The following is a 13910-nucleotide window of genomic DNA, read 5'->3' as shown; positions in this document are numbered from 1 at the left end:
ATTAGGAATCATACACATGGACGCTCAGAAATATCTGCCGATAAAAAGGCATACGACATTATTGACTCGACTCCCCGAGACTCGTTTCGCTTCTCAACTCGCTAAAGCCAAAGCCAACTGGATTGTATTCGGTGAGTATCTATCACCACAATCATTCGATGACATCGATTTTTTCACAGGCACTTACAACACCATTCTTGATACGTGGAAGGTAGGGCATTATGAAGTGGCTTTGATGTCAGGCAACCTAACACCAGCACACGAAGAAATCCTACAGGCCTTAAAGCTTGATTATGCTTGCCTTAGCGAGGTCCCAGACCTATCTAAGCCAGGTTTGATTGTAATGGATATGGATTCCACAGCGATTCAAATTGAATGTATCGATGAGATTGCAAAGCTAGCTGGTGTGGGGGAATTAGTCTCTGAAATCACCGAGCGAGCAATGCAAGGTGAGCTCGACTTTGAACAGAGCCTACGTCAACGAGTAGGCGCACTGAAAGGTGCGGATGAATCTATTTTGGAGCAAGTGCGTCAATCATTGCCATTCATGCCAGACTTGGTTGAGCTAGTGAATACGCTGAATAAGCTTGGTTGGAAGACGGCAATTGCTTCAGGTGGCTTTACTTACTTCTCTGACTATCTGAAAGATACGCTTGATCTTGACCACGCTCAGTCAAACACGCTTGAAATCATCAATGGTAAATTGACGGGTGAAGTCTTAGGCGATGTTGTTTCGGCGCAGACTAAAGCGGATATCTTGGTCGAGTTGGCTGAAGAGTACGAATTGGAACTGCATAACACTGTTGCCGTTGGTGATGGTGCTAATGACTTGGTTATGATGGGTTCTGCAGGTTTAGGCATCGCCTACCATGCGAAACCAAAAGTAGAGCAACAAGCTCAAACCGCTGTGCGTTATGCCGGTTTAGGCGGGGTACTTTGCATCTTGTCGGGCGTACTAGCTAAGCAGCAAAAAATCAGCTGGCAAGCGAAGCCTTAGTCATATTTAGGGCGGTATAACGGATACAAAAAAGCAGGCGATGAGCCTGCTTTTTCTATTTGTGTCTCTGGAATATGGATGAACTGAGTTAACGAGTCAGCTCCAATCGAATCAACACTTCATCGGTAATATCTTCTATCTCACCATAACCAATAAAAGCCGTGACCTCATTTTCTAGCTTCTTAGCTTGGTGCATGCTGATGCGTGAGAGCTCTTCTAAATCAGACTGGAATAAACTCGTTAGCGGATTAAAAATAGGTGCAGTAGTGACTCGTAGTACATACACGTCACCTAAATGCTGAGCTTTCTTGATGAATAAGATGCGTTCCTTTGCCGAGGCGAAGTCTTTGACCAACTTCGTGTGTACGGATTGGATCTTGTCGCCAAACTTAACCGCAGCAATATAGACATCATGGTGTTTAGGCTCAGCACCTTCAATTCTTTTCAGTGGTTCAGCCAACAGCGAGTTAGAGTGCCCTTTGAAAATAGGTTCGAGTGAGAACTTTTGGTTGTGGCCAAGCTTAGCTAGCAGTGCTAAGTGTTTATTCAGAGGGAAGTTTACGCCAATGATCTTACAACGCAGTGTTGAGCCCGGTTTATCAATGAATATTGGGTTGCTGACCATCTTGCTCAACAAAATGTTGTGTAGAGACTCGAGCAGAGAGTGTGTTGGCAGTATCTCTTTCTTCTTAATCAACTTGCTTTGGTTTTGATCGATAAGCCCATTGAGAAAGGCGATAGTACGCATTGTCTTCGTGTTCTCGGCGATAACCAACTGCACGTTGCGACCATTCGGGCTGACTCGAATCACGTGGTAAGGCACGGTGCTTAATGGCAGGTTTTTGTCGTAGAGCTGCAGTTCATTGAAGTTTACTAATACCGGGTCATTAATCTTGAGTACCATCGGATGCTCAAGAGCAATGCTGAGTCCACGTTTTGAGATATCTAAGGTATGTCCGTTAGCCGCAGCGCCATCTTGTGAGGTGAGTTGTAACGGTGACTTAAATTGATACCTCGGTTCTTTACGACGAGTTTGAGAGTCGAAGTAGATACTTTGAATATTCCCCACTACAGAACGCGGGTGACGGAAGCGGTTCAGTTCACTGCTTGGAATGCGCGGTTTTTCACTCAATAGATAGTCAGCCGCACTTTCGTGATCGCCAATCTCTTGCAAAATCCCACAATGAGTCAGTTGTGCTGAGCTTTGAGCTAACGTATCCGAGTGCTTAGCTAAGGCTTGTCGCTCGGTGTCTGAAAGTTCGAACACCGAGAACTTGAACGCCTTCCAGCTTTTACGTTTACCACCAATGTGCCAGAACAACTGTCTTTGCTCTCGAGAGGCTTCAGGAAGCATCATTGAGTAGAACAAGGTCTTGTCTTGATGCTCATGAGTAAACGAGTAAATAACGTTACTGGTTCCCTTTACGCCAGGTTTCGCCAGCAAGTTCATTCGTTGTTCGTTGAACAGGGTACCCAGTGCTTGTTGGTTTCGCTCATCGTGCCAGTATTGCCACAGCGGATGGTTATTATCCGTAAGTAGAGCAAGCTTTAGTTCACTGCCGCTAAAGAAAAGAGGAAGATTACAGGTGTGCTTGAGATAGGTGTGTTCGATACCTCGAGTACGAGTTCGAATGATTCTATCTTGATTCTCATGGCTGGTTTTCTTGCTTGAGCTATTCAAAGACTCATCAAGCAAGCGGGCTACAATATTGTTATTACTTACCTTGATGGTTCTTAAGAATTTGACGGCGTTATTCTCGTAAGACTCATCAATGCCCAGAACGCGGAATTCGACCGCTTGGTAAACATCGTTTTCTAGCGACTTTTCGATAAGCTCTGTGAACTTAACGCTGATGATCTCACCGAGGTTGTACTTAAAGGCGCTCGGTACCTTGAATTTTGCACCCGACGGGGAAATATCAACCGTCACACCGTGTAGGCTTTGGCCTTTAGATGTGGTGATCTCAACCTGTGAGCTAATCTTGAGTCTGTTTTCTTGACGCTTTAAGTCGTAACCGAGGTTAATGGCTTCCGCTTCATACGGGCTATTAGCGTTAGTGAGATCTTGATTATGTTGAGACGAGGTTTTAACGATATTACGAAGTGGCTGAGTTCGCGGAGTCATCACTAACTCCCACGCGCCCTCTGTATAGCCTTTAAACTTTTTAGTACCACGTTGATAGGCGTTCAAAGCAATATCATCAAGCCAGTGTTTACGACCATCTAACGTAAATTGACGACATTCAGTGTCAATACGTCCGCGTAAATCAATGCTCTTTGTGCACGGAGCCATGATACGATTCAATTCCATTTTAACAAGCAGCTTTAGAGACGGCGATTCGCCTTCTGTCATTTGAGAAAGAAGGAATTCAAAGTCCTCAGCGTGGTAGGCCGGGATAAGTCGTTCTGCTACAGATAGAATTTCAGATTGCTGCATACTTTTCTTGTTAGAATGGACGGTGCATTATTGTTATCGACAAGTTGTATTTGATCTTTAGGTATTCGTGGCCCCACTGCAACTTTTATTTTCATGCGTACGGTCAACAGGGTCACAAAATAGCAACATTTCCAGTTACCAAGCAAATTATTGAGGTTTTATGGCTAAGGCAAAGCGAGCTTATGTGTGTAATGACTGTGGTGCTGACTTTCCACGTTGGCAGGGGCAGTGCAATGCATGTGGTGCTTGGAACACGATTACAGAAGTTAGGCTAGCGGCTTCACCTCAAGTTGCGCGTAATGAACGACTCAGTGGTGGTTACGCGGGTGGGGCAACAGAATCGAGCGTTCAGACATTATCGGAAATTAACCTGCAAGAAGTTCCGCGCTTTAGCAGTGGTTTCAAAGAACTCGACCGCGTACTCGGTGGTGGTGTCGTACCTGGCGCTGCGATTCTGATTGGTGGTAACCCTGGTGCCGGTAAATCAACGCTGTTGTTGCAGACCATGTGTCAGCTCTCTTCTCAGTTGCCAACACTTTATGTCACTGGTGAAGAATCACTGCAACAAGTCGCGATGCGTGCTTCTCGACTCGGTTTACCGAAAGAACATCTCAAAATGCTCTCTGAAACCAATGTTGATAAGATCTGTCAGATTGCCGAAAAAGAGCAACCTAAAATCATGGTTATCGACTCAATCCAAGTTATGCATGTCGCTGATGTTCAATCGTCTCCGGGCAGTGTGGCGCAGGTGCGCGAATCGGCAACCGCATTAACGCGCTATGCGAAACAGAACAACGTTGCGGTGTTCTTAGTGGGACACGTAACTAAAGACGGCACATTAGCGGGGCCAAAAGTACTGGAACACATTATTGATTGCTCTGTATTGTTGGATGGCGGAACGGATAGTCGTTTTAGAACCCTGCGTAGCCATAAAAACCGTTTTGGTGCAGTGAATGAGCTTGGTGTGTTTGCGATGACAGGCCAAGGACTAAAAGAAGTCAGCAACCCATCGGCTATTTTCTTGTCTCGCGGTGAAGAAGAAACCTCGGGCAGTTCGGTCATGGTTGTGTGGGAAGGTACTCGTCCACTTCTCGTTGAAATCCAAGCGCTGGTGGACTATTCCCAGCTCGCTAACCCGCGTCGTGTTGCTGTTGGTCTAGAGCAAAACAGGCTTTCACTATTATTAGCCGTGCTGCATAAACATGGCGGCTTACAAATGGCTGACCAAGATGTGTTTGTGAATGTCGTTGGTGGTGTTAAAGTAACCGAAACCAGTGCCGATCTCGCGTTGGTGATGGCACTACTTTCTAGTTTCAGAGACCGCGCATTACCAAAAGATGTGGTGGTTTTTGGCGAAGTAGGCCTAGCGGGTGAGATTCGACCTGTACCGAGCGGGCAAGAGCGCTTAAATGAGGCATTTAAACATGGCTTTAAGAGAGCGATTGTTCCGGCGGCTAACATGCCAAAAGGGGGCATTCCAGGAATGCAGATCCATGGTGTGAAAAAATTATCAGAAGCAATTAATGCTTTTGATGAGTTGTAATTGAGCTCACTTCAGCTACTCTATACAGCAGAAATTCAGTCTAACTTAAACGCTATTTTCGCTTTAAGTTAGCACTAAACTTAACAATCATTTAGATTGTTTCTACAGATTGCCTTTTTCTATATGTTAGAAAAAGGCAAAGTTTTTTAGTCCCAAATGCATGCAAAGCTATCAGTCTTCACAGATTGTGATATACTCTGCGCGCATTTTATATCCTATTAACAGAGTAAGACAATGGCAGATTTATCGAAATACAGAAACATTGGTATTTTCGCGCACGTTGATGCGGGTAAAACAACTACCACTGAGCGTATCCTTAAGCTAACTGGTCAGATCCACAAGACTGGTGAAGTACATGATGGCGAATCAACTACTGACTTCATGGAACAGGAAGCTGAGCGCGGAATTACTATCCAATCAGCAGCTGTAAGCTGTTTCTGGAACGGTCACCGTCTAAACGTTATCGATACTCCTGGACACGTTGACTTCACAGTTGAAGTATACCGTTCTCTTAAAGTACTTGATGGCGGTATCGGTGTATTCTGTGGTTCTGGTGGTGTTGAACCACAATCAGAAACTAACTGGCGCTACGCTAACGAATCAGAAGTATCTCGTCTGATCTTCGTTAACAAACTAGACCGTATGGGTGCAGATTTCTACAACGTTGTTGACCAAGTTAAAAACGTTCTAGGTGCAACTCCTCTAGTTATGGTTCTACCAATCGGCCGCGAAGATGAATTCGTGGGTGTTGTAGACCTTCTAAGCCGTAAAGCATACGTTTGGGATGACACTGGTCTTCCTGAAAACTACGAAATTCTAGATGTTCCTGCGGACATGGTAGACGACGTAGAGCAATACCGTGAAGAGCTAATCGAAACTGCTGTAGAGCAAGACGATGACCTAATGGAAGCTTACATGGAAGGTGAAGAGCCTTCTATCGAAGACATCAAGCGTTGTATCCGTAAAGGTACTCGTGACCTAGCGTTCTTCCCAACTTACTGTGGTTCTGCATTCAAGAACAAGGGTGTTCAAATCATTCTTGACGCTGTTGTAGATTACCTACCTTCTCCAACTGAAGTTGATCCTCAACCTCTAATGGACGAGAACGGCGAAGAAACTGGCAACCACGCTATCGTTTCTACTGAAGAAACGTTTAAAGCGCTTGCATTCAAAATCATGGATGACCGTTTCGGTGCTCTAACTTTCGTTCGTATTTACTCTGGTAAATTGAACAAAGGCGACACGATTCTTAACTCATTCACAGGTAAAACTGAGCGTGTTGGCCGTATGGTTGAGATGCAAGCTGATGACCGTAACGAACTAACTAGCGCACAAGCTGGTGACATCATTGCGATCGTTGGTATGAAGAACGTGCAAACAGGTCACACTCTATGTGATCCTAAAGATCAAGTAACGCTTGAGCCAATGGTATTCCCAACTCCAGTAATCTCTATCGCTGTATCTCCAAAAGATAAAGGCGGTTCTGAGAAAATGGGTATCGCTATCGGTAAAATGGTTGCAGAAGATCCATCTTTCCAAGTTGAAACTGACGAAGAAACTGGCGAAACTATCCTGAAAGGTATGGGTGAGCTTCACCTAGACATCAAGGTAGATATCCTTAAGCGTACTTACGGCGTTGACCTAACAGTTGGTGCTCCTCAAGTTGCTTACCGTGAAACTATCACTCAAGCAATTGAAGATAGCTACACGCATAAGAAACAGTCTGGTGGTTCTGGTCAATTCGGTAAGATCGATTACCGTATCAAGCCTGGCGAACCTGGTTCTGGCTTTACGTTCTCTTCAAAAGTTGTTGGCGGTAACGTACCTAAAGAATTCTGGCCTGCTGTTGAGAAAGGCTTTGGTGGCATGATGGAAAACGGCGTACTAGCTGGCTTCCCTACGCTAGACGTTGAAGTTGAACTTTACGATGGTGGTTTCCACGCAGTCGATTCATCTGCAATCGCATTTGAAATCGCAGCTAAAGGTGCATTCCGTCAATCTATGCCTAAAGCTGGCGCGCAACTTCTTGAGCCAATCATGAACGTTGACGTATTTACTCCAGAAGATCACGTTGGTGATGTTATCGGTGACCTTAACCGTCGTCGTGGCATGATCAAAGATCAACAAGCTGGCGTAACTGGCGTTCGTATTAAAGCTGACGTACCACTTTCAGAAATGTTTGGTTACATCGGTCACCTACGTACAATTACTTCAGGCCGTGGCCAATTCTCTATGGAATTCGCACAGTACTCTCCATGTCCAATGAACGTGGCAGAAGAAGTAATCGCTAAAGTTAAAGCAGAAAAAGAAGCTGGTAAGTAATTAGCTCTTTTCTAAATTAACTAAAAAAGCCCCGCAAGTGAAAGCTTGCGGGGCTTTTTGTTATCTTACTCTTGGAAGACTAAGACTAAGACTAAGACTAAGACTAAGACTAAGACTAAGACTAAGACTAAGACTAAGACTAAGACTTAAGAGTTCTGTTTTAGCTCAATGTAAATCGACTCAACCTTCACTCGAGCCCAGTCTGTTTTACGCAAAAACTTTAAGCTAGATTTAATGCTTGGGTCTTTTTTAAAGCAGTTGATATTCACCATATAACTCAACTCTTCCCAACCGTAATGCTCAACCAATTCAGTCAGTAGCTTCTGCAGTGTTATGCCGTGAAGCGGGTTATTTTCTTGTGTCATGAGATGTTCTCGCCATTTATTTGAGCTCAGTATACCAGTTTCGCTTTATGAATTATCAGACCATTTAAGTTGGTAATCTGTCTCGATAATAGTTAGTTCTTCTCGACCTTTATTTCCAAATAACTGAACCTGACTTTGCATCCAAGCTTCAAAGCGTTTGATTTTCTCGCGATGAAAGTATCCAGCTGGCGCACATAGGAAGTAATTGTATTTGGGCTTAAGTGCGATGTTACCGATTCGAACGAGTTTCTTTTCCTGCAAATACCGATACACCAAACTGTGCTTAACCAGTGCTACACCTTGAACGGATAACGCGCCTTCTAAAACAAAATGCGAGCCATCAAATTGCAGTGATGAGCGGCCTGCCTTTGCTCCAACAATGTCTAGCCATAGATTCCAATCCATATCTGGCCATCGATCTTCAATCAATTCAGCTTTATGCAGATCGTCAATGTCATGGATCCCATGCTTCTCTTGATAAATCGGGTGACAAACTGGGTAAACCACCTCGTCCATTAACCAACGAGACTCGATATTTGGGTAGTTACCGTGACCATACCGAACGCAGACATCGACATTAGAATCTTCAAACGTGACTAGCTTATTGGTCGGTTCAATCAGCATGGATAGGTCAGGGTGGCGATCGCGAAAGTCACCAATTCTAGGAACCAACCAATGTTGAGCAAATGATGGCACGGTTGAAATAGAAAGTTGAGTAGGGTTTGGGTCTTGGTTAATTCGCCTCACACCATCTTGAATGTGGGCAAAGCCTTTCTTAGCTTGCAGGTAAAGTACTTCACCTTCGTGAGTGAGTACTATTTTTCGGTGCTGGCGAATAAACAAGTCTGCACCTAACCACTCTTCAAGTTGGCGAACTTGTTGGCTGACGGCGGCTGCCGTGACAAATAGCTTTTCTGCTGCGAGCTTAAAACTGCCAGTTTCAGCCGCAGTATAAAAATAGTAGATCCCTTGGAATGGTGGGGTGCGTTCTATCACATTAGTTTTCCTTAACTGAATGCCAGTATCTATCGTTTGTCGCAAGTACGTTATTGGTCGATTATTGACCATAACAAAGCAGATAATCAATAGGGGAAAGGTTATGAATACGATAACTGCAGGAACAAATAGTCATCAAGCATTCTTTTCATCATTATCAGTTAAGAAATTCTATTCTAACTTTGAGCGTTATCTTCAGAATCGTAGAACCAGAAAGCAGCTGTCTGAGTTACCAGAGTATTTATTGATAGATGTCGGGATTACGCAGGATCAAGTCGATAAAGAACTGAAGAAATCGTTTTGGGAGTGATTCAGATGATCAGACGTAACTCTTTCTTCTTAGGAAGAGTTACACCAAAATCAACGTTAGATCTTTGAGATATCAGAAACTTCTTCATGTAGCCATTCAGTAAACGCCGCAATACGCTCTTTTCTCGGTGAGCTAGGATCAAAACATAAGTTAACTTGAACGCCAGGTGTCATCCCAATATTAAACGGTTTAACAAGCAGGCCGCGTTCTATAAAGTCTCCGGCTAAGCTATCCGTTGCTAGGCAAACCCCATGACCCGCCATCACTGTCGTTAACCCCATATCAAATGTCCCTACCTCCATCCATTGCATAGCGCTAGTTTTAGTTGAGATGTTGGCTTGTTTGAACCACTCTTCCCAAGGAAAACAACCGCCTTCAAATTGGATTAACCAACACTTAAGTAGTTGTTCTGGTGATGTAAATTTTAAAGAATTGGCGAGCTCGGGAGAGCAAAAGGGATATAGAGGCTCGTTGAACAGTACTTCAAGTGCTAAACCTTGCTCAACACATAGATCTTCCCCTTGTCGAATCGCGACATCAATTTCACCATGTTTTAGATTTGGTGTGTCACACCCTGTAAGGATCTTGATTGGAATCTCAGGGTGCTTGACTGAGAATTTCCAAAGCCTCGGCAGCAACCAACGTGATGCAAAAGAGGGAGGACTTCGAACAACGATAACACCTTGCAAAGGTTCAGACTGAATCTTGTTTAACCCTACGACGATCTCTTTGAACCCGCCCGACACATGTTGGAAGAGAGTCCGCCCCTTTTGAGTTAATGCCATTTCACGCCCTTTCCTAATGAACAGCTTGCACTCTAGTTGTACTTCTAACTGACGGATCTTTTGGCTGACAGCAGCTTGGCTAACAAACAGTTCTTCAGCAGCTTTACTGTAGCTATTTAAGCGTGCTGCAACTTCAAAATAACGGAGACCAGAAAGGTGGCGCAGTCTACTGTCCATAATCTCAGCTTATAGTCCTTGTTAACAATGGTTGTTCGCTTATCGAACAGGTTATTTCCATAATAGCGACAAATAAACAAGGAATACAAGAGAGAGAAAATGAAAACAATAACCTGTTGGGTAGGCAGATTTGTTAATCAGATGCTTAAAGTTAATGATATAACCAAGATGAGTAAGACGGCTAAATCGAGACAAGTTATTAGTTCGGAAACGCTGAGCAGTCGAATGAGGGAGGACATCGGTCTGGACTATGGGAGCAATGATGCGGCTGATTACACTAAATACCTATAAGTTGAGCTTACAAAAAAGGAGCCGTACAGGCTCCTTCTCTATTTTGATTACTCTTCCCAAACTACCAATTTATCTTTCGGCCAGTTATGACCGACTTCATGGTATTTCTGCTCAAGGATGTGTCGCTTTATCTTGAGAGTTGGAGTAAGAACACCATTATCGATGCTCCATGGTTCCTTAATCATCAGTACGCCTTTGATCTTCTCGTGCGAAGCTAACTGTTCGTTCATTTTTTCAATGACGCGTTTGCTTGTTCTTTCGTAACGAGCCCGATCAAAATTAGGGAAGTCATGCGGTACTACGAGCAGGATAGGGCCAGGTAAGCCTAAGCCTATCAAACACATCATTTCGACACGACTGTACTCAAAGAGTTTATTTTCGATTGGTACAGGAGCGACAAACTTGCCTTTCGCGGTTTTAAAGGTATCTTTCTTACGCCCACGAATCGTTAAATAGCCCTCGCTGTCGATATCACCAATATCGCCCGTATGAAGCCAACCTTCTGAGTTAAAAGATTCTTGAGTTGCAATGTCATTTTTGTAATAACCAGAGAACATGCCTTTGCTTCGAACTAAAATCTCTTCGTCTTCTGCAATTTTGAGTTCAATGCCCGGACCAGCATTACCTACAGTGCCAATTTTGTCTGCTCTAAACGGGTGGTTAATCGTGCTGTAGGCGAAAGACTCAGTCATTCCCCAAGCTTCGGTAATGTGTAGGCCAACACTCTCATACCATGCAAGTAGAGCTGGTGATACCGGAGCTGAGCCACAGCCAAGAACGCGAGCTTGGTCTAACCCCAGACCATCAGCCAGTTTCTTCTTAATGAGGTTATTCACGAACGGAATTTTAAGTAAGAAGTTCAGTTTTTTCTGTGGAAGCTTATCTTGGATTCGTTGTTGGAATAGAGTCCATAAACGAGGAACTGAAATAAACAAAGTTGGACGATGCATTTTTACATCATCAATAAATGTGTCTAAAGATTCAGGGAAAGCAGTAACCACCCCACCCATCACTGAAGAACCAAAGATGTACACTCGTTCGGTTATATGAGCAAGCGGCAGATAAGAAAACAGGCGATCGCCGGGTTGGATACCAATGTGATCGATTAACCTCTGAACTGACCATGTAAAGGCACCATACGTGAGCATTGCGCCTTTCGGTAATCCAGACGTACCCGAAGTATACACAAGCGACATCAGCTTATCATCGTGATGCTGAGGTCGTTTGGTTGAGGGTTCATGTGTCTCGATAAGTTGCTCAAAAGTGTGCTGGCACTTAGCGGCAGTATCGTAGGGTAACGAGATACTAATTAGACTCGGATTATCATCGAGTACTTTTTGAGTGGCTTTAGGATCATCAAGCTTACCTGCAATTACAATCTTACTTTCACTGTGTTCAATACAGTATTGAATAGTGTCTGCACCCGCTGTTGGAAAGATTGGGACGCTGACAAAATCTCCTAACATCATGGCAAGATCACAGATAAACCACTCTGCACAGTTTTTTGAAACGAGAGCGACTCGATCGCCGGGTTGGGCTCCGAGTCCTTCTAATGCTGACGCCAGTTTTAGTGCTTTGTCGGCCACTTCTTTATAAGTAAATTCAACAAATTGGCGGTTGATGATTTGTTTTAAATAGACTTCATCTGGGCGTTCTTCTGCCCATTTTAAAATCATGTCATTGGGTGTAGGGAGAGCTGTTGCTTTTTCTTGGCTAAACTCGTTAGGCTGAATCATTGTCTAACTCCATGTTTTTCGCTAAGTTATTTTTGTTAAAATCATGTTAAATGTACCATGATTTTTTCTTTTAGGGAGTAAAATTAGCGTTTTCTGTTATCCGTGCAGGCACGTCTGTAACTTGCGGGTGTTACTCCGGTCCTTTTCTTAAAGATTCTTGAAAAATACGACACATCCTTGTATCCACATTGGTAAGAAATAACAGCTATTTTTGATTCGGTATCGGCTTCGATTAACTTTTTGGCTAACAGGATTCGTTTATCGCACACAAAGTCTCTAAAGCTTACCCCAAAGTGTAGATGAAACTTCTTAGAAAAGTAGGTTGTTGAACAATGACACTTTTCTGCGATTTCTGTTTCTCTGATTTCTTTGTTGATGTTGTCCATAACAAAGTTAACGACTTCAGAGGTAAACAACTTTGCAGGTAATTGATTGTTGTTGTTTGTATCTCGGTCGAGATCAAAATGAGGCTCGAAGATATGCTGTGTTTTACTCTTAAGTTCTTCGAATGTACTGGTCAGATGTTTACTGTTTGTTTCGATAATAAAGAATATATTCTTATGATTTCGAACGATATTAGGTAACGGGTCTGAGCAAATAAGAACTATTCTTTTATTTAGGTTCTCGCAAATAGCTAAAGCCATTGTAAGTAGTTGAAGTTTATCTGGCTTATTCAATATGAAAAACACTAACCTTACATCTAAGTTACTGATTATAGATATATCTTGTCCAAAGTTTTCAATAGGAAAGTAGTGGCTTATTTTATTGATAATAACAGCGTTAAAGTCGCTATCCTTATCTGATAATAAAGGTGTTACTACTTTCATATAAATACCAACTCTATTTCATATTTAAATGTGGGTTTAAATTTAGCTAAATTACTATACGTAACAATTAGATTAGAAGTACCACAAAAAAGTGCAAGTGAATGGCAAAAAAATCCTAACCGAATATATCTCTCACCTCTAGATTTAGTTTACAGGTAAACAAAGCCTGATACGTAAATCAAGGAGAGGTTCTCATGGATAAGTTTTTGAATAATTGTAAAGAATTCATGAATGATGAAGAAGGGTTGACAGTTGTCGAATATGTAATCGGTGCAGCGTTGTTGGTTCTCGCTATAACAACCGTATTTACAAGTTTAGGCACACAACTTTCAGCCAAACTGAATACTATTATTGGAAATATTGGTGATGGTACCTAGTGGCTTCGCGTAACTGTGACGGATGGCTTCGCTATGAATACTAAAAGCATGACAAAGCAAGCAGGGTTGACAATTGTTGAGTACGTGATAGGTGCAGCCTCGCTTGTTCTTTTTATTGTATTAGTCTTTTCTGGGATGGGAACAGCCTTGTTCAATAAACTCCAGAGCGTTCTATCTAGTATATGAGTTGAATATATGATTAATGAACCTTCTGCTTTTTGGGTGTTATTAATTGCAGTCTCGGTATGCGATGTTGAGAAACATCGCATACCAAACAAAATATTGATTATGTTTTTGTTTGTGTATTTTTTATCAATGTTTAACCGCAATTATACCTTTGACGTTTTCTTAATGTCCTTCGTTGGATTCGTGGCGTTTTTTTGTTTTGGATTACTCTTATATTTTTTAAGAGCTATGTCTGCAGGAGATGTGAAGCTATTAGGTATTGCAGGGATGTATCTCGGGTGGGGACAATTACTTGATGCGTCGTACTTTATCTTACTTTCTTCTGGAGTGATTGGGACTTTCTACCTGCTATATAACTTTTCCAACTCGAACAATCTTAGTATCAAAGGCTATTTTGAAAACAAGTTAATTGTGCTTGGTGGAGTTGCACCAGTATTAGATGAAAGTGCGAGTTTGCACGCTAGGTATTCAAATAAAGTAACGATGCCTTTTGCACCTTCTGTTGCTATAGGATTGGCTATGTATAGTTACTTTACTTAAAAATGTTGTTGGCTAGTTCTT

Annotated in this window: 12 protein-coding genes; 6 read left to right on the top strand and 6 right to left on the bottom strand. The window is 42.8% G+C overall.

Annotated elements, in window-relative coordinates; translation table 11 throughout:
* Nucleotides 1-16: 16 nt before the first annotated feature.
* On the top strand, nucleotides 17-997 hold the full coding sequence (gene serB / locus AC3CH4_RS12235) for a phosphoserine phosphatase (RefSeq protein ID WP_004734472.1): 981 nt from the start codon (nucleotides 17-19) through the stop codon (nucleotides 995-997).
* A gap of 88 nt (nucleotides 998-1085) precedes the next feature.
* On the opposite strand, the gene AC3CH4_RS12230 is transcribed toward serB, so the two are convergent.
* On the bottom strand, nucleotides 1086-3434 hold the full coding sequence (locus AC3CH4_RS12230) for a PilZ domain-containing protein (RefSeq protein WP_488543016.1): 2349 nt from the start codon (nucleotides 3432-3434) through the stop codon (nucleotides 1086-1088).
* 160 nt (nucleotides 3435-3594) lie between these two features.
* Here AC3CH4_RS12230 and radA point away from each other — a divergent pair, with 160 nt between their 5' ends.
* Together radA and fusA are read left to right on the top strand one after the other, a co-directional pair.
* Nucleotides 3595-4977 (top strand): DNA repair protein RadA, encoded by a 1383-nt coding sequence (gene radA, locus AC3CH4_RS12225; RefSeq protein WP_054541846.1) that lies wholly within the window; start codon nucleotides 3595-3597, stop codon nucleotides 4975-4977.
* Nucleotides 4978-5211: 234 nt separating this feature from the next.
* Complete coding sequence (fusA, locus tag AC3CH4_RS12220) at nucleotides 5212-7299, top strand: elongation factor G (protein WP_004734469.1); 2088 nt, start codon at nucleotides 5212-5214, stop codon at nucleotides 7297-7299.
* Between the two features lie 146 nt (nucleotides 7300-7445).
* Here fusA and AC3CH4_RS12215 read toward each other — a convergent pair whose 3' ends face one another.
* Nucleotides 7446-7664 (bottom strand): VF530 family protein, encoded by a 219-nt coding sequence (locus AC3CH4_RS12215; protein WP_054547529.1) that lies wholly within the window; start codon nucleotides 7662-7664, stop codon nucleotides 7446-7448.
* 45 nt (nucleotides 7665-7709) lie between these two features.
* A complete protein-coding gene (locus AC3CH4_RS12210; protein WP_171311779.1) occupies nucleotides 7710-8660 on the bottom strand; it encodes a LysR substrate-binding domain-containing protein in 951 nt (316 codons plus the stop codon).
* 103 nt (nucleotides 8661-8763) lie between these two features.
* Between AC3CH4_RS12210 and AC3CH4_RS12205 the strand changes: the two genes are divergently transcribed.
* Entirely contained in the window at nucleotides 8764-8970 is a 207-nt protein-coding gene (locus tag AC3CH4_RS12205; protein WP_171311777.1) for a DUF1127 domain-containing protein, read from the top strand.
* A gap of 56 nt (nucleotides 8971-9026) precedes the next feature.
* Here the strand turns inward: AC3CH4_RS12205 and AC3CH4_RS12200 are convergent, their stop codons facing one another.
* The 3 genes from AC3CH4_RS12200 to AC3CH4_RS12190 all read right to left on the bottom strand — a co-directional run bounded on the left by AC3CH4_RS12200 (nucleotide 9027) and on the right by AC3CH4_RS12190 (nucleotide 12786).
* Nucleotides 9027-9932 carry a LysR substrate-binding domain-containing protein gene (locus tag AC3CH4_RS12200; RefSeq protein WP_488543015.1) on the bottom strand — a complete coding sequence of 302 codons (906 nt, stop codon included), beginning with the start codon at nucleotides 9930-9932 and terminating at the stop codon, nucleotides 9027-9029.
* Between the two features lie 338 nt (nucleotides 9933-10270).
* Nucleotides 10271-11959 (bottom strand): AMP-binding protein, encoded by a 1689-nt coding sequence (locus tag AC3CH4_RS12195; RefSeq protein ID WP_017084229.1) that lies wholly within the window; start codon nucleotides 11957-11959, stop codon nucleotides 10271-10273.
* 83 nt (nucleotides 11960-12042) lie between these two features.
* Complete coding sequence (locus AC3CH4_RS12190) at nucleotides 12043-12786, bottom strand: AraC family transcriptional regulator (protein WP_114633962.1); 744 nt, start codon at nucleotides 12784-12786, stop codon at nucleotides 12043-12045.
* A gap of 194 nt (nucleotides 12787-12980) precedes the next feature.
* Between AC3CH4_RS12190 and AC3CH4_RS12185 the strand changes: the two genes are divergently transcribed.
* Nucleotides 12981-13163 carry a Flp family type IVb pilin gene (locus AC3CH4_RS12185; RefSeq protein ID WP_488526635.1) on the top strand — a complete coding sequence of 61 codons (183 nt, stop codon included), beginning with the start codon at nucleotides 12981-12983 and terminating at the stop codon, nucleotides 13161-13163.
* 195 nt (nucleotides 13164-13358) lie between these two features.
* Complete coding sequence (locus tag AC3CH4_RS12180; protein WP_488526634.1) at nucleotides 13359-13889, top strand: A24 family peptidase; 531 nt, start codon at nucleotides 13359-13361, stop codon at nucleotides 13887-13889.
* The last annotated feature ends 21 nt before the right edge of the window (nucleotides 13890-13910 follow it).

It is taken from the genome of Vibrio sp. QJM3NY_26 (assembly GCF_057786005.1).
This window is presented reverse-complemented; position numbering and strand designations above follow the sequence as displayed.